The following is a 16,032-nucleotide window of genomic DNA, read 5'->3' on the forward strand; positions in this document are numbered from 1 at the left end:
CACCGCGAACGGAGCTGTCCATGGTGTCCACGGTGCCGCTCGGCGGGCCCGGCGGCCGGCTCGGCCGGTCGCACCTGCGGCGCCTGGTCGTCGGCCAGGGCCTGGCGGCCGTGACCGACGCGCTGTTCATCGTGTGGCTCACCCTCTTCGTGCTCGACCTGGCGGAGCCCGGCCTCGCCACCGGGTTCGTCCTGGTGGCCGTGGCACTGCCCCGGGCGGTGCTCCTGCCGCCCGCCGGAGTGCTGGTCGACCGCCTCGGCCCCGACCGGGTGGTGGCCGCCGCGGCCTGGCTCCGGGTCGCCGTGCTGCTCACCCTCGGCGCCCTGGTCACCTTCGCCCCGCCGTCACTGACCACCGTCGCGCTGCTCGGCGGCCTGCTCGGTGCCGCCGACGCCGCGTACTTCCCGGCGGCGCTGGCACTGCTGCCCGCCGTCGTGCCGACCGAGCAGCTCTCCCGGGTCAACGGGCTGGTGCAGGGCGCGGAGTCGGGGGGCGACCTGGTCGGCCCGGCGGTGGCCGCCGGCTGCATCGCCGCGGCCGGGTTCCCCGCCACGCTCGGCGGGATCACGGCGATGGCCGCCCTGGCCGCCGCCGCGTTCAGCACCCTCGTCCGGGTGGTCCGACGTCCCGGCGGTCCCGGAGCGGAAGCCGCCCCGGACGGCAACGGCGATGGCACCGGCGACGGCACCGGCACCGAGCAGCCCGGCAGCCTGCGCGCCCTCACCGCCGGGCTGGGGTACGCCTGGCGCGAGCCCGTGGTCCGGGGCATGCTCGCGGCCATCGCCCTGATCAACCTCGCGGTCGTGGGCCCCGTCCTGGTCGGCGGCGCCGTGCTCGCCGACCAACGCCTCGGCGGCGCGGGCTCCCTGGGCATCGTGCTCTCCGGCTTCGGCGCCGGTTCGCTGGCCGGCTCACTGGCGGCCGGCTGGCGGCCGCCGTCCCGGCGCGGCCGGACCGTGGTCGGCGGAGTCGCCGCGATCGGCGCGGGCATGGTCGGCCTCGCCGCCGTCACCCAGGTCCTCGCCGCGACGGCCGTGGCCTCGCTCATCGGCCTCGGCTCCGGCTTCCTCGGCGTGGTCGTCGTGGCCACCCTCCAGGAGCGGGTGCCCGAGCACCTGCTGGGCCGGGTGCTCAGCCTCGTCGTCCTGGCCACGGTGGCGTTCGACCCGTTCTCGTACGTGCTGGCCGGCGCCCTGCTCCCGTACGGCACGACCACGCTCTTCCTGGCCTCCGGCGGCGCCGTCCTGACCTGCGCCGCCCTGGTCGCCACCAGCCCGGCGATCCGCTCCCTGCACTGACCGGGTCACCCGGCGGGCGCGGGTCGGGCCGGCCGTCCGGACCGGCCCGGCCGCCTCGACCAGCACCCCGTACCCCGCGCCCGACGCCCCGCACCCGACACCCCGCCGCGCACCACCGCCCCGTCCGCCGGGTCACAGCCGCCGGTCAGGTCGCGGGGACGGGCCGGAGCCGGTAGGCGTCGCCGTGGGCGACGACCCGGCCGGCGGTGGGCGGGGCGAAGTGGGTGCCCAGCAGCAGGGTGTCGGTGCCGGCCAGGGAGGCGAGCAGCGCACGGCGGGTGGCCTCGGAGCGCCGGGGCTCGATGTCGACGCAGGCGCCGATGGCGGGGTGGGCGAGCTGCACCGGGTGGTGCACGCAGTCACCGGTGATCAGCGCGGTCTCACCCCGGTCGGCCAGTTCGACGGCGATGTGCCCGGGGGTGTGGCCGGGGGTGGGGATCAGCCGCAGGCCCGGGACGATCTGCGCGCCCTCGGCCGGGACGTCGACCAGGTCGAGCAGTCCGGCCCGTTCGACCGGGAGGACCGAGTCCCGGAACATCTGCGCGCGGGCCTCGTCCATGTCGTAACCGGCCCAGAACTCCCGTTCGGCGCGGGCGGTGAGGTAGCGGGCGGCGGGGAAGGTGGGCACCCACGCGCCGTCCTCCCACCGGGTGTTCCAGCCGACGTGGTCGGCGTGCAGGTGGGTGAGGACCACCAGGTCGACGCTCTCCGGTGCGAACCCGGCCGCGGTGAGGCGCTCCAGGTAGTCGGTGCGCAGGTCGTGCCAGGTCGGGTTGGCCCGTTGCTTGCCGTTGCCGATGCCGGTGTCGACCAGCACCCGCAGCCCGGCCACGACGAACGCGAAGCTGTGGCTGTCGAGGTGGAGGACGCCGTCCCGGCCGGCGAAGTCGGGGCTCAGCCAGTCGTGGCCGGCCACCACCTCGGGGGTGGCGTCGGGCAGCAGCCACGGCCCGGTCGCCGGCGGCAGCGGGACTTCGTCGATGCGGTGGACGGTGAGGTCGCCGACGGTCCAGGAGGGGGCGGTGGTGGCGGCGGAGGAGGTCTGCATGGTCGGTCGTTTCCTTTGCTGTGCGGTGGGCGTGTTTCAGCGGTCGGGGCTGGTCGCAGCCGGCCGGCCCAGGCGCCGTGACACGGCGAGGGCCGCGAGGGCCGCCACGGCGAGCAGGGCGGCGACGGCGGCGTAGGCGTGGGAGGTGGCCCCGAGCCCGTACTGCCGGGTGGCGGCGCCCGCGGCGATGGCGGGCAGGCTCATGGAGAGGTAGCTGAGGACGTAGTAGGCGGCGAGGGTCGCGGCGCGGTCCCGTTCGGCGAGCGGGGCGAGGAGCAGGCGCAGGGTCCCTTGCGAGACGGCGCCGAAGGCCAGGCCGGCCAGGGCCGCGCCGCCGTGGACGGCGGGGGCTCCGACGCCGTGCAGTCCGGCCAGGGTGAGGGGCGCGGCCGGCAGGACGGCCAGGCAGCCGACGGTGACGGTGGCGCGGGGGTCGGCGTGGCGCAGGGCCCACACGGTGAGGGTCGCGGTGGCGCTGAGGGTGAAGAAGACCAGGCCGCGGGCCGCCTGCGGAGCCCCGGGGGCGACCAGGCGCACCAGGGCCGGGCCGAGGGAGGAGTAGAAGCCGCCCAGCGCCCAGACGGCGACGACGGCGGTGCCGGTGGTCAGCAGGGTGCGGCGCGCGGCGAGCGGGAGGGCGAGTCGCGGACGCAGCGACCGCAGCGCGCCCGGGTGGCGGCGGGCCGTCTCGGCGGTGAAGGCGACGGCGATCGCCTGGGCCGCGAAGAGCGCGGCCAGCAGCACGTAGACCGTGACGGTGGGGTCCGGGGCGAAGCGGACGAGGAGGGTGGAGCCGAGGACGCCGGCGGCCATGCCGGCAACGGGGGCGATGGTGTTGGTCAGGGCGGAGCGTCCGGGGTGCCGGGGGTCCGTCAGGTCGAGGAGGGCCGCACCGGCGGCACTGGTGGCCACGCCGGTCGCCGCCCCTTGCAGGAGGCGGGCCGCGGTCAGGGGGCCGGCTCCGTCCGCCGAGGCCAGGAGCAGCATCGAGGCGGCCTCCGCGAGGAGTGCGCCGGCCAGTACGGGGCGCCGTCCCAGGTGGTCGGAGAGCGCGCCGGTGGTGAGCAGGGCCGACAGCAGGGCCAGCGAGTACGCGGCGAACACCACCGTGACGGCGAGCGCGGAGAGGCCCCAGCGGTCCTGGTAGAGGGGGTACAGCGGTGTCGGGGCGCTGGACGCGGCCAGGAGGGCCACCAGGACCGACGCGTCGAGGGCGAGGGTTGCCGCGCGGTTCCTCCGGTGGGCGCGACCGGCCCGGAGCGGGCAGTGCGCCGAAGTGCCGGACGTGACACCGGACATGGCGCCGGACATGGCGCCGGACGCGGGACCGGACGCGGGACCGGACGCGGGACCGGACGCGGGACCGGACGCGGGACCGGACGCGGGACCGGACAGAGGGCCGGGCATGGGACTCCCTCCCGTAAAAGCAATGTGTTTGCGTTAAGTGACGATAGAACCTACAGTCGCACTAACGCAAGCCGTTAGCTTTTAGCGGGGCGCTTCGCCGTTCCCGCCCGACCGGAAGAGGGATCCGCCGTGTCCTCCCCCGCACTCACCCCGCCCGAGGCCGCCCGCTGGGCCGCCCTGGCCGGACTCCCGCTGCCCGACGACCGCCACGCCGAGGTCGCGGCCACCGCCGACCACATCCGCTCCGTCGTCGCCGTCCTGCGCGAACTGGACCTCGGGGACACCCCGCCCGCCAGCGCCTACCGCGCGACCCAGGAGAACGCGGGCAGGACGCGGGAGCACGCAGGTCCCCGGAACGCGGGCACCCGGAACGCGGGCACCCGGAACGCGAACACCCAGGAAGTGGAGCAGAACGATGCAGCCGTATGAGCTGACCCTCGCCGACGCCGCCGAGCAGATCCGGGAACGGCGCCTGTCCCCCGTCGAACTGGTCGACTCCGTCCTCGACCGCATCGACCGGGTGGAACCGCAGGTCGGGGCCTACGTCACCGTCACCGCGGAGCAGGCCCGCGCCGCGGCACGCGAGGCCGAGCGGGAGATCGCCCGGGGCCACCACCGGGGGCCGCTGCACGGCGTCCCGGTCGGTCTCAAGGACCTGATCGACGTCGCCGGCCTGCCCACCACGGCCAGCTCCCGGGTCCGGGCCGACCACCGCGCGACCGCCGACAGCACGGTCGCCGCCCGGCTGCGGGCCGCCGGCGCCGTCCTGGTCGGCAAGACCCACACCCACGAGTTCGCCTACGGCCTGACCACCCCGCAGACCGGCAACGCCTGGGACGGCTCCCGGGTCGCCGGCGGCTCCAGCGGCGGCTCCGCCGTCGCGGTGGCCGCCGGGGCGGCGACCTTCGCACTCGGCACCGACACCGGCGGCTCGATCCGGGTGCCCGCCGCACTCAACGGCGTGGTCGGCCTCAAGCCCACGTACGGCCTGGTGCCCCGGCACGGCGTCACCTCGCTGTCCTGGTCCCTCGACCACGTCGGGCCGATCACCCGCACCGTCGAGGACGCCGCCCTCGTCCTGACCGCCCTCGCCGGGCACGACCCGCGCGACCCCGCCTCGCTGGACGCCCCCGCCGTCGACCTCCGCCCGCAGCGGGACCGGGCCGGGGCCGCGGACCTGACGGGCGTGCGCGTCGGCGTGCCGAACAACCACTACTTCGACCACGTCGACGCGGAGGTGTCGGCCGCCGTCCACCGGGCCGTCGGCCACCTGGAGGAGCTCGGCGCCCGGCTCGTCGAGGTCGACATCCCGCTGACCCGCTACCTCCAGGCCACCCAGTGGGGCCTGATGGTGCCGGAGGCCACCGCCTACCACGCGCGCACCCTGCGCGCCGTCCCCGAGCTGTACGGGGCGGACGTGCGGATCCTGCTGGAGGCCGGCGAGCTGATCGGCGCCGGCGACTACCTGCGTGCCCAACGCGCCCGGACCCTGATGCGCGAGGAGTGGGCCCGCGTCCTGGAGGAGGTCGACGTGATCGCCGCCCCGACCGTCCCGATGACCGCGGCCCGGGTCGGCCAGGCGACCGTCACCTGGCCGGACGGCACGGTCGAGGGTGTCTCCGACGCCTACGTCCGCCTCTCCGCCCCGGCGAACATCACCGGGGTGCCCGCCCTCTCCGTCCCGGTCGGCCACGACACGGCGGGCCTGCCCATCGGGATGCAGCTGCTCGGACACCCCCTCGGCGAGCGGACGCTGCTGCGGGTGGGCCACGCCTACGAGCGGACGCAGCCGGACCGGGCGCTCGCGCCGGTCGCCTGAGCCCGGCGGCCGCGGGCGGGCCCCTGGCCCACCTGCCCGCCGTGGTGATCCCCCGCTAAACGCAAGAACTGTGCTTTAAAGTGGTGCCATGAGTCGCAAGCAGATGGTGCGCCCCGGCGGACGCAGCGCCCGGGTCCAGGCCGCGGTGCACTCCGCCGTCCGGGAACTCCTGGCGGAGGTGGGCCGCGACGCGCTCACCGTCCCCCTGGTCGCCCAACGCGCCGACGTCACCCCCTCCACGATCTACCGCCGCTGGGGCGACCTGGCCGAGCTGCTCTCGGACGTCGCCGTGGAACGGCTGCGCCCCGACGGCGAACCGGCCGACCACGGCGACCTGCGCTCCGACCTCACCGCCTGGGCCGAACAGTTCCTCGACGAGATGGCCTCCGCCTCGGGCCGCGCCTACACCCGCGACGCCCTGCTCGGCGACCCCGACGGCAGCAACGCCGGCCAGTGCTCCGCCTACGCGGCCGGACAGATCGAGGCCATCCTCACCCGCGCGACCGACCGGGGCGAACCCGCCCCCGACGTCGAAACGACCATGGACCGGGTCGTCGCCCCGATGATGTACCGCATCCTCTTCCGCCCGTCCGGCCTCGACGCCGCCTACGCCCACCGCCTGGTGACCGACCTCCTCGGCACCCCCGGGGCGGACCGCCCCTGACCGGGTCGGCCGGTAGCCCGACGCGCGGGTGACGGCAACCGTCACCCGCGCGTACGTCCGTTCGGACCGGCCCGTCAGGCGGTCACCCGGTACCAGTACCCGCCGGTGCGCAGGCCGACGTAGTGCACGTTGGTGCCCGTCTCCTTCGCCTCGTACATCATGTCCGCACCCGTGGCCGGGTCGGTGCCGGCGTAGAGCACCACGTGCACGGTGTTGTGCGCGGCGCTGCCGAAGTACTCGACGTCGCCCGGGCGGCGCTGGGCCTCCGTGATCGGGGTGAGGTGCTTGTCCAGGGTCTGCTCGCTGGTGTCGCCACCGTTGGCGAGGTCGATGCCCGCGCCGAACCAGAAGGCCGCGCGGACCAGGCCCGAGCAGTCCATGCCGACGGTGGTGTCCGCCGGGCAGGGCTGGATCGAGCCGGTGTAGCCGTCACAGGTGCCGAGCGACGGGCCGGGGCCCTCGCCGCGCAGCGAGTGGCCGCCGCCCCACACGTACGGGACGCCCAGGTAGGACTTGGCCGCGTTCAGGACCTTGGTGGAGTCGATCGGGCCGCTGGGCAGCGGGGTGGGCTTGCTGCCGTACAGGGCGTTCTTGACGGCCGTGCCGACGATGCCGTCGATGGTCAGGGCGTGCGCGGCCTGGAAGTTGCGCACCGCCGTGTCGGTGGCGGGGCCGAACTGCCCGTCCACGGTGAGGCGGCCCGCGTTGAAGGTGTTCAGCATGGACTGCAGGGTCTTGGTGCACGCGCCGGTGGCGCCCTTCTGCAGGTCCCCGCACTGGGTGCGCAGGTCCACCGTGCCGGAGGCGGCGGCCGCGGCCGTGTCTATGGCCGCCTTGGTGGCCCGGCCGACGATGCCGTCCACGTCCAGGGAGTGGGCGGCCTGGAAGTCGCGCACCGCCGTGTCCGTGCCCGACCCGAACTGCCCGTCCACGGCGAGGTGGGCGCCGGTCTGGTTGAGCTCCAGCTGGAGCTGGGTGACGCAGCCGTCGGCCTCCCCCAGGCGCAGGTTGGCCGGGCAGGACGGGGAGGTGATCGGTATCGGGGCCGGCACGGTCGCGGCGGACGCCGCCGAGGCGGTGAAGGCGCCGACGCCCGTCAGCACGGACGCCAGGGCCAGGCCCAGCGACAAGCGGCGCCGGGTGGGGAGGAGGGTGTTCACAGGCGGTTCTCCAAATCCATGATGATTCGTCAGAACTCTGCCTCACCGGCCGCCCGTACGGGGAGGGGTGCGCCGTCCCATCCGTCGAACGGCCGCGTCTCACGGCACCCGCCCGGACGCTGGGACGGGCCGCCGCCCGGGTGCGGAGGCCTTCGGTCGCGGCCGCTGAACTGGGCCGACGGGCGGAAGGGCAGCGTCCGCCGCGGGCCTCGGCCACCGGGGGATCCGTGGCGTCCCGGCGCGCATCCCGGGAAGCCGTCCCGCACGTCCTCCCCACCTCGCGCATGGATCCGGCACACACCGGAGACCCCCGCCCGGTCGCTCACCTCACGGGCCTTCGGCACCGTCCCGTTCGGCGAGGTACTGCGCCGCGCGCGCACTTCCGAGCTCCGCCGCCCTCCGGTACCAGGTCACCGCCTCCGCTCGGTCTCCGAGCTGGTCCAGGATCCACCCCACCGACTCCGCCGCCGTCGCGTGACCGGTCTCCGCGCACGCCCGGAACCACTGCTGCGCCTCGTCCAGTTCGCCACGCTGCGCCAGGCTGACGGCGAGGCGGAACATCGCCTCCGCGTCGCCGTTCTCGGCGTCCCTCCGGTGCCCGGCCTCGGCCACGGCGGCGACCTCCGGCCGCTCGGGCTCCGGGTGCAGGTTGGCGCCGTGGGTCACCTCGCCGCTCGGGCTGTAGCGCACCATGGTGGTCTCGGCCGTGGTGCGGACCGCGCAGTGGGCCCAGGCCCGCCGCACTCCGCAGCTCCACTCGACGCCGAGTTCCCACTCGACATCGTGCTCCCGGGTGTGCGCGGTCAGCAGGAACACCTCGCTCCGCCCGCCCGGAACCGTCGTGGGCAAGGTCACGGGCCTGGCCCCGGCCGCCATCTGCGCCGGCTCGTCCAGCCACACCCGGATGTGCGGCTCCGGGATCGTGACCCCGTGGTCCACCGCGACGGGTGCGGAACGGGTGGGGTGACGGGCCGTCACCCGGAACCCCAGCGTGTGCACGACCACCGCCTCCCCCTCGGGGGCGGTCACCCGCACCGCGATCCCGTGCCCGCTGACCTGGACGGGCGTCGGACGCGGACCGGTCGCCGAGCTGGGGGGATAGACCAGTTGGAGGATGCCGATGAACCGGACCTCAACGACGGGTTCCACGGGACCACCTCCGCCCGCGCGGCTTGGCCGTGAACCGGAAGGGGTGGCCGCCGAGGTCGACGACGCTCGTTCCCGAGCGACCGGCGCAGGTCCAGTCGAGTTCCAGCCGCCACTCGACGTCGTAACGGTCGCAGTGGACGGTCAGTTCGAAGACCTCCGGGTCCCCCGGGGCAACCGTGTAGAGGAACCTCGGACCCTTGAGGCGCGGCGGGTCCTTGTCGAAGTCGACGGTGTACTTGCGGACCTGCGGGACACCCCAGTGCATCGTCTCGGTTCCGTCGATCGGCGGGCGCCGGGACACCACGACGGGACGCAGGGCGCGCAGCAGTACGGCCCGGTCCTCGCACGCCTCCACGAAGACGCGGACGTGCCCACCGCTGAGCGGGACACCGTCCGCCCAGCCCCGCTGGATCAGGTAGTCGGCCTCCACCTCGCAGGTGACGGCAACCGGGCTGTCGGCGGGCGGCGGCGGGGCGGGCGAGTGGTAGATGTTCAACTCCCCGATCGTGCCGGCCTGCACGGCCGACGCGGCCTCCCCCGAGAACTCGTTGGAGACCCCCACCCCCCGCGCCGCACCGCCGACGCTGCTGCCGCCACCACCGCCACCACCGCCTGCGTCCGGGGCTTCGGGTACCCCCGGTCCATCGTGTTCACTCATGCTTCTCCCCCAACGCCCGTACCTACGACCGGTGTTCTACCCAGGCCGGGATGGGGCGGCACGCGCGCGGGCCCCTACCGTTTCGCGGCGGGCACGGCAGTCGCTCGAGCACGGTCGCGAGCCATGTTTCCTGCGCCGGGGCGGGCCGCCCTCCCTCACCCCGGCGCCCCCGCAGGGGTTCGGCGTCACCGCGGCGTTGACAGCCAGTCGGCCGTCGGGAGGCCGTAGGAGTCCGCCGGCGGCTCGGCCGGAAGCCGGACACCGGCATCGCACCGCAGCTCCGTGGAGAGCGCCTTGGCCAGTGCCAGGGCGGCGTCGGCCAGCACCCGGCGCTGGTGGGGCGTCAACTGCTCCTGGTCGTCGCCGTATCCGGCGGCCCGGCCGAGGACGATGACGCGCAGGAAGACGGGGACCGAGAAGTGGTCGGCCTCATGGGGCTGACTCCAGCAGCGGAAGTAGACCCTGGTGCCTTCGGCGACGAAGTTCCCGTGGCGGTCGTAGTCGTGGGCGAAGGACACCGACTCCAGGCGCAACGAGGGCATCTGCTTCGGCACGGGCAGGTCCGGTGACGGGGGCTCGGGATAGCCCTCGTCCTGGTTCACCAGCACGTTCACGAGCTGGTGTCCGCCCTGCTTGATACCACAGCTGCCCAGGAGTCGGCCGAAGTTGTCCAGGTGGTCCGTCAGCAGCGGGCCCTGCGCCGCCTCGACGTCCTCGTTGTCGACCATGAGCGCGCGCAGCGCCCGCTCGTCCAGGGTGCCGTAGCACGACGAACCGGGCACTGCGGCAAAGGACTCGGGCCTCCACTCCTGCCAGGCCGGCCACGCCCCCGCCAACACCCCGACCGCGACCGCCGCCACCCCCAGCCGCTGCCACCGCCCCAGCCTCCGGAACCGCCGGAACCAGCGGGACCGACGGGGCCGCCCCTCGCCGTAACCGTCAGAACTCTCCGAACTCTCCGAGCTCTCACAGTTCTCGGAACCCTCGATCTGATCAGCCGTCATCGCTCTCTCCCCCGTGCGCTGCTCACTTCCCGCCCCCACCCGACCGCAGTCGGCTCACGAAGCAACGTTACCGAGCGGGGAGCCCTCACCCCCGGGGCACCCCGACGCAGGACGCCGCTCCGCTACCGGCTGCCACGGCCGAGGGGCGGGGTACGGGGGCGGAGGCTCTCGCCCTGCGGGCCGAACATGATCAGGTACTCGACCGGCTCGTCCGCCCCGGCGTTCGCGACGCCGTGGGCGGTACGGGTGTCGAACTCGGCGACGTCACCGGCGCCCAACACGAGGTCCTGCTCGCCGAGGGCCAGCCAGAGCCGCCCGTACAGGACGCAGAGCCACTCGTACCCGTCGTGGGAGGACTGCCGGGGCCGGGTCGGCGGCGCGTCGGCGGCGGGCAGGACGTGCTTGTGGGCGTGCAGGCCTCCCACGTACCGGGTCAGCGGCAGCACCGCCTTGTCGGGGCCGGGGCGCCGCCGCCGTGTCGCGGCGCCCGGTCCGATCGTGACAGCGGGGGCGGCGGGGGCGACGGCAAGGGTGGCAGGGGCGGCGGGGGCGGTGCCGGCCAGCTGGTCGAGCGAGGCGCCGTACTCCTGCGCGAGCCGCAGCAGCACCTCCAGGGTCGGTCGGCGCCGGCCGGTCTCGATCCGCGACAGCGTGCTCAGCGCGATCCCGGTCGCGAGGCTGACGCCGGTGAGGGTGGCCCCGCGCTGCTCGCGCGCGGCCCGCAGCCGGGGGCCGATGGCCGCCAGCACGTCGGCCGTACGGTCGTCCGTCACCGCTGCCCGCCTCCCTCCGGTCGTACCGCTCTCTCCGCCCTGTCCTGCCAGTTTGCCAGGATGTCAAGGATCCTCGCACCGACCCGGCCCGGCGCCGCATGATCGGTGGACGACCGCACCCGCCCGTCCACCGAGGAGTCGCGATGCACCACCCCTTGCCGTCCGCCGATCCGCGCCACCGCACCGTCGAGGGGCCCGCCGGGCGCCTGCACCTGGTCGAGCAGGGCACCGGGCCGCTGGTGCTGCTCCTGCACGGCTTCCCCGAGTCCTGGTACTCCTGGCGCCACCAGCTCCCGGCCCTCGCTGCGGCGGGGTACCGGGCGGCGGCGCTCGACGTGCGCGGCTACGGCCGGTCCGGCAAGCCGGCCGGGGCGGACGCCTACCGGATGCTCGACCTGGTGGCGGACAACGTCGCCGTGGTCCGTGCCCTCGGCGAGGAGCAGGCCGTGCTCGTCGGGCACGACTGGGGCGCCGGCATCGCGGCGACCTCCGCCCTGCTGCACCCCGGGGTCTTCCGCGCCGTCGCGCTGCTGAGCGTCCCCTACACTCCGCCCGGCGGCCCCCGCCCCGGCGAGGTCCTCGCGCAACTGGGCGGCGACAAGGAGGAGTTCTACGTCTCCTACTTCCAGGAGCCGGGCCGGGCCGAGGCGGAGATGGAGTCCGACCTCAGGGGCTGGCTCGCGGGCTTCTACGCGGCCCTGTCCGCCGACACCATGCCCGGCCGGGACGAACCGGACCCGCACTTCGTGGCCCGCGCCGACGGCCGGCTGCGCGACCGCTTCCCCCGGGGCGCGCTCCCCGGCTGGCTGACCGAGGAGGACCTGGACGTGTACGCGGGCGAGTTCGAGCGCACCGGCATGACCGGGGCGCTCAACCGCTACCGCGCCATGGACCGCGACTGGGCGGACCTCGCCCCGTACCGCGACGCGCCGATCGAGCAGCCGTCCCTGTTCATCGGCGGAGCGCTGGACGCCTCCACGACCTGGCTGGCCGACGCGATCGCCGCCTTCCCCACCACCCTGCCCGGCCTGGCCGCCGCCCACCTCCTCGACGGCTGCGGGCACTGGATCCAGCAGGAGCGACCCGAGGAGGTCAACCGCCTGCTGACCGACTGGCTCGACACCCTCCCGACCTGATGGCACGCCCGGGCTGCGGCTCCGGCGCAGCCGTCCGGATGAGAGGATCTCGCCGAAAGTTCTGTGCGAGGAGACACCGTGGACGACCGCTCGAAGCATGACCACTCCGGCTGGGAGGAGGTCGTCCTCGCGGCCCGCGAACGTGCCCGCGCCCGGCAGGCCCGCATGGTCGAACGCTTCGGACTGTCGGGTGATGTGCAGTACCACTGGTCGCTGGACGATGCGCGGATCACCTGGTCGCGCGCCGGGAAGGTGTTCCTCGCCGGCCGTCTCACCATGATCGGCAGCGTCAGCCCCGCCCAGCAGTCGTGGCTGTGGTCTTGGGCGAACGAGTCGCTTCCGCCCGCGGTCCTCGGCGACATCGAACGGGTCCGGCGGTTCGGCGAGGAGAACGACTTCCCCGTCCTGCCGTGGCCGGGCTTCGACTACCGTCCCGAGCTCGTCGCCGAGGCCCGGATGGTCGCGGCCTCCGTGCTCGACGCCGAAGGGCTGTGGGCGGAGTCCACGGACGATGTGCAACTCCACTTCCTGGTGCACGACTTGGCACCCGTCACCGACTGACGGCGACCGGCGCCCAAGGTCGTGCACGTCACCGACCTCGGGCGGCAGCCGGCCGCGGGCGCGCCTCCCCCGCCCCCTTCCCCCGGGGTCGCGCCGCACCGGCACCGATTCGTGACGTGCCCCTGCCTAGTTCGTTCGCGCCCCGGTGTGGTGGGATGTGCTCGAAGGGTGACGAACGCAGGTGGGGGTGCGTGGTGCGGAGCGGACGACTGCTGGGGCTGGACGGGGAAGCGGCGGATCTGATCGCCGTGGGCCTGGTCCGGCTGGGGGCCGAGGAGTGGCTGGGGACGACGGGCGGGGCGCCCGCCTGGGTGGGCGGGCTGCGCGCGGCCTCGTTCGCGGACGCCTGGCTCTCCTTCGGCGACACACCCGCCCCCGGACTGCGGGTGCCCGTCTCCGCGGTGGTGCCCGCCGTCGTCGAGCAGGCCGCCGAGCTGCTGCTGCGCTCCTGCGGGGACGACGCGGCGACAGCCCTCGGGTGGCTGGGCCAGCGGTCCGCCGAGGCCCGTGAGGAGGCCGAGCGGGAGGACCAGGCCCACCCCGCCGAGCCCTGCGCGCTGACCCTGGTGTGGCACGGCGTCCAGGCGCTGACCGCCGAGGACGGACCGGCCCACCGCCTCCGCCTGGAGGAGCGGGCCGAGTCCTACGTACGGGAGCGGCACCGCCGCCAGGACGCGCTGGCACTGGTGCTGTGCTGCGCCCGGATCGCCGCGGCCGCACTGGTGGAACTCAGCGAGGGCGACCCGGCCCGGGTGGACGGCTGGCTGGAGCAGGACGCGGCCCGGGCGATGCCCCTCGTCGCGCCCGTCCCCCTCTGGGTGCCGGGCCGGCCCTGACGGCCCGGCCGCGGCACCCAGTGGGGAAACCGTCAGCGCGGGCCGGGGTCGCTGATCCCGGGGCGGCCGTTCTCCAGGTGCCCGGCCCAGCGGCGCCGGAAGGCCGGGCCGTCCGCGGCGGCGACGGAGATGTCGTACCAGCGGTTCTCGTCGCGCAGCTCGAAGGTGAACCGGGCGTCGTCGCCGGGCCGCAGGGTACGGCCCTGCTTGGCGCCCTTGGCGCCCTTGGCGTCCTTGGCGTCCTTGGCGTCCTTGGCCTCCTTGGCGTCCTTGGCGTACGCGTTCTCGGCGGTGACGGTACGGGTCGTCTCGCCGTGGTTGGACACCGTCACCCGCACCTTGCTCCCGGTGGGCTCGAAGCGGGCGACCAGGCCGCCCACCGTCCTGCCCTCGAACTCCTGCACCGAGCCGTTCGGCCCGTGGGCGACGAGGTGGTAGCCGGCGTCGGTCAGCGGCCAGTGGTCCTCGAAGCTGTCGCCGGCCGAGATGGTGTAGCGGCGCGGGGCGGCCGTCGGCGCCGTCCGGTCGTAGACGTAGAGCCAGGCGCCGACCGTGCCCTTGTTGTCCAGGTTGAGCTGGAACACCGTGGCGTCGTCGGTCTCGTCCTCGTTGACCCGCAGGTCGTACGGGAGGGCTCGGGCCGGGCGGGTGCCCGGCTCCTGGGTGGGCATCCGCTGGGGCAGCGGCACCTGGTACGGCTTGCCCTGGGAGGCGATCGGCGCGGGCACGGGTATGGAGATCTTCCCCCGGTCGGCACCGGAGAAGTCGAGCGCCGAGGTGAGGTCACCGCAGACGGACCGCCGCCAGGCGCTGATGTTGGGCTCCTCGATGCCGAAGCGGGCCTCCAGGAACCGCAGCACCGAGGTGTGGTCGAAGGTCTCCGAGCAGACCCAACCGCCGCGCGACCAGGGCGAGATGACCAGCAGCGGCACACGCGGGCCCAGCCCGATCGGCTGCAGCCCGCCACGGTCGGCGCCGGGCACCAACGGGCTCATCTCGCCCGGGTACTTGGCGAGGTCGAGCAGTTCGTCGCCGAGGCTCGCCTCCAGGTCGGTGGAGACCATGCCCTGACCGCCCGGCCGGCTGACGACCGGCGGCATCGGCGGCACGACGTGGTCGAACAGGCCGTCGTTCTCGTCGTAGTTGATGAGGAAGACGGTCCGGCCCCAGACCTCGGGGTTGGAGGTGAGCGCGTCCAGCACCAGGTTGATGTAGTACGCGCCGTCGGTGGGGGTGGCGGAGGGGTGCTCGCTGTAGAGGTACGGCGGGACGATCCAGGAGACCTGCGGCAGCCGGCCGTTCTGGACGTCGGCCCGGAACTCCTTGAGCGTGTGGTCGGTCGCGCCCTTCTCCACGAGCGGACCGGAGGCGCCCTCGGCGACCTGGTAACGCTCGAAGAACATCAGCGAGTTGTCGGTGTAGTTGTCCGTCGGGGTGCCCGGCTCACCGGAGCCGCCCTGGTACAGCTTCCAGCTGACCCCGGCCTGCTCCAGGCGCTCGGGGTACGTCGTCCAGGTGTAGCCGTTCTTGCCGTTGCGCTCCTCCAGGCCGGGCCCGTTGGGCTTGCGGCCGTACGCGTTGCGCGGGTCGCTGGTGCCGGTCCACAGGTAGATGCGGTTGGGCGCGGTGTCGGCGTGGACGGAGCAGAAGTACGAGTCGCAGACGGTGAACGCGTCGGCGAGGGCGAAGTGGTACTGGAGGTCCTGACGCTTGAGGTACCCCATCGTCATGACGTCCTGCTTCTGGTTCACCCACTGGTCGTGTCGCCCTTCGTTCCAGGCGAGGTGGCCGCTGCTCCACCCGTGGTCCGTCCCGGCCTGGTGCTCGGTGGTGTTCCTCGGGTCGATGTACCAGGGCAGCACCTCCTTCTCGGAGGCCGGCAGACCGCGGTCGTGGTAGCGGCCGGTCCTGACCGCGGCGGCGGGCTGGTGCCAGTTCGGCCGGCCGTCGGGCAGTGCCGTGGGGCGCGGGTCGTCGAACCCGCGCACCCCGCGGAGGGTGCCGAAGTAGTGGTCGAAGGAACGGTTCTCCTGCATCAGGATGACGACGTGTTCGACGTCCTTGATGGAGCGGGTCCGGCTGATCGCGGGCAGGGCCAGCGCCTTGCCGACCACGGGCGGCAACGCCCCGAGGCCCGCGGCAGCGGCGGACGCGCCGCCCAGCTGGAGAAAACGGCGCCTGTCGATGGAGGCCACGTGATGTCCTTCCCAGTCGTGCCATGCATGGGTGTTCCGAGAAGGCTCGAACATAGGCAGCGCACACGGGCCGTACACAGTCCGCCGGCGAACGCCGCGTGAGCTTTCGGCCAACTGTTGTCCAGTCAACTTCCCGCCGGGGCGGCCTACTCCAGTTCCCGCCGCACCCCGGCGACCGGAAACGCGAAAAGCCCCCGCCCGGTTCACCCGGCGGGGGCTTTTCTGAATGATTGTTCGGCGGCGTCCTACTCTCCCACAGGGTCCCCCCTGCAGTACCATCGGCGCTGTGAGGCTTAGCTTCCGGGTTCGGAATGTAACCGGGCG

General features: G+C 74.3%; 14 protein-coding genes, 1 rRNA gene and 1 pseudogene. 7 read left to right on the plus strand and 9 right to left on the minus strand.

Features of this window, described 5'->3' with window-relative positions; all coding sequences use genetic code 11:
• Nucleotides 1-20: 20 nt before the first annotated feature.
• Nucleotides 21-1,298 carry an MFS transporter gene (locus ACIQWA_RS10750; RefSeq protein WP_402480814.1) on the plus strand — a complete coding sequence of 426 codons (1,278 nt, stop codon included), beginning with the start codon at nucleotides 21-23 and terminating at the stop codon, nucleotides 1,296-1,298.
• 145 nt (nucleotides 1,299-1,443) lie between these two features.
• Here the strand turns inward: ACIQWA_RS10750 and ACIQWA_RS10755 are convergent, their stop codons facing one another.
• Nucleotides 1,444-2,346, minus strand: a complete 903-nt coding sequence (locus tag ACIQWA_RS10755; protein WP_402480817.1) for an MBL fold metallo-hydrolase — start codon at nucleotides 2,344-2,346, stop codon at nucleotides 1,444-1,446.
• 36 nt (nucleotides 2,347-2,382) lie between these two features.
• Nucleotides 2,383-3,645: an MFS transporter gene (locus tag ACIQWA_RS10760; protein ID WP_402480819.1), complete on the minus strand. Its 1,263-nt coding sequence runs from the start codon at nucleotides 3,643-3,645 to the stop codon at nucleotides 2,383-2,385.
• A gap of 237 nt (nucleotides 3,646-3,882) precedes the next feature.
• On the opposite strand from ACIQWA_RS10760, the pseudogene ACIQWA_RS10765 reads away from it, so the two are divergent.
• From ACIQWA_RS10765 to ACIQWA_RS10775, 3 genes and pseudogenes are all read left to right on the plus strand, one after another.
• A pseudogene (locus ACIQWA_RS10765) lies at nucleotides 3,883-4,071 on the plus strand (hypothetical protein); the annotation flags it as partial.
• A gap of 97 nt (nucleotides 4,072-4,168) precedes the next feature.
• Complete coding sequence (locus tag ACIQWA_RS10770) at nucleotides 4,169-5,572, plus strand: amidase (RefSeq protein ID WP_402480822.1); 1,404 nt, start codon at nucleotides 4,169-4,171, stop codon at nucleotides 5,570-5,572.
• A gap of 88 nt (nucleotides 5,573-5,660) precedes the next feature.
• Nucleotides 5,661-6,236, plus strand: a complete 576-nt coding sequence (locus ACIQWA_RS10775) for a TetR/AcrR family transcriptional regulator (RefSeq protein ID WP_402480825.1) — start codon at nucleotides 5,661-5,663, stop codon at nucleotides 6,234-6,236.
• Nucleotides 6,237-6,310: 74 nt separating this feature from the next.
• Here the strand turns inward: ACIQWA_RS10775 and ACIQWA_RS10780 are convergent, their stop codons facing one another.
• The 5 genes from ACIQWA_RS10780 to ACIQWA_RS10800 all read right to left on the minus strand — a co-directional run bounded on the left by ACIQWA_RS10780 (nucleotide 6,311) and on the right by ACIQWA_RS10800 (nucleotide 10,980).
• Nucleotides 6,311-7,396 carry a peptidoglycan-binding protein gene (locus tag ACIQWA_RS10780; protein WP_402480828.1) on the minus strand — a complete coding sequence of 362 codons (1,086 nt, stop codon included), beginning with the start codon at nucleotides 7,394-7,396 and terminating at the stop codon, nucleotides 6,311-6,313.
• 327 nt (nucleotides 7,397-7,723) lie between these two features.
• Nucleotides 7,724-8,545 (minus strand): tetratricopeptide repeat protein, encoded by an 822-nt coding sequence (locus tag ACIQWA_RS10785; RefSeq protein ID WP_402480830.1) that lies wholly within the window; start codon nucleotides 8,543-8,545, stop codon nucleotides 7,724-7,726.
• On the minus strand, nucleotides 8,529-9,203 hold the full coding sequence (locus tag ACIQWA_RS10790) for a hypothetical protein (protein WP_402480833.1): 675 nt from the start codon (nucleotides 9,201-9,203) through the stop codon (nucleotides 8,529-8,531). The genes ACIQWA_RS10785 and ACIQWA_RS10790 overlap by 17 nt, the downstream gene beginning before the upstream one ends.
• Before the next feature lie 185 nt (nucleotides 9,204-9,388).
• Nucleotides 9,389-9,985: a hypothetical protein gene (locus ACIQWA_RS10795; RefSeq protein ID WP_402480836.1), complete on the minus strand. Its 597-nt coding sequence runs from the start codon at nucleotides 9,983-9,985 to the stop codon at nucleotides 9,389-9,391.
• Between the two features lie 344 nt (nucleotides 9,986-10,329).
• Nucleotides 10,330-10,980, minus strand: coding sequence for a helix-turn-helix domain-containing protein (locus ACIQWA_RS10800; RefSeq protein ID WP_402480839.1), 651 nt, complete (start codon nucleotides 10,978-10,980; stop codon nucleotides 10,330-10,332).
• Between the two features lie 143 nt (nucleotides 10,981-11,123).
• Between ACIQWA_RS10800 and ACIQWA_RS10805 the strand changes: the two genes are divergently transcribed.
• The 3 genes from ACIQWA_RS10805 (at nucleotide 11,124) to ACIQWA_RS10815 (ending at nucleotide 13,513) form a co-directional block, all read left to right on the plus strand.
• Nucleotides 11,124-12,116: an alpha/beta fold hydrolase gene (locus tag ACIQWA_RS10805; RefSeq protein WP_402480842.1), complete on the plus strand. Its 993-nt coding sequence runs from the start codon at nucleotides 11,124-11,126 to the stop codon at nucleotides 12,114-12,116.
• A 78-nt stretch (nucleotides 12,117-12,194) separates the two neighbouring features.
• Nucleotides 12,195-12,677 carry a DUF6882 domain-containing protein gene (locus ACIQWA_RS10810; protein WP_402480845.1) on the plus strand — a complete coding sequence of 161 codons (483 nt, stop codon included), beginning with the start codon at nucleotides 12,195-12,197 and terminating at the stop codon, nucleotides 12,675-12,677.
• Nucleotides 12,678-12,868: 191 nt separating this feature from the next.
• Complete coding sequence (locus ACIQWA_RS10815) at nucleotides 12,869-13,513, plus strand: hypothetical protein (protein ID WP_402480847.1); 645 nt, start codon at nucleotides 12,869-12,871, stop codon at nucleotides 13,511-13,513.
• 32 nt (nucleotides 13,514-13,545) lie between these two features.
• Here ACIQWA_RS10815 and ACIQWA_RS10820 read toward each other — a convergent pair whose 3' ends face one another.
• Nucleotides 13,546-15,708, minus strand: a complete 2,163-nt coding sequence (locus ACIQWA_RS10820) for a phosphocholine-specific phospholipase C (protein ID WP_402480850.1) — start codon at nucleotides 15,706-15,708, stop codon at nucleotides 13,546-13,548.
• A 232-nt stretch (nucleotides 15,709-15,940) separates the two neighbouring features.
• Nucleotides 15,941-16,032: ribosomal RNA gene (rrf, locus tag ACIQWA_RS10825) — 5S ribosomal RNA — on the minus strand; the annotation flags it as partial.

Source organism: Kitasatospora sp. NPDC098652 (assembly GCF_044760155.1).
GTDB lineage: Bacteria > Actinomycetota > Actinomycetes > Streptomycetales > Streptomycetaceae > Kitasatospora.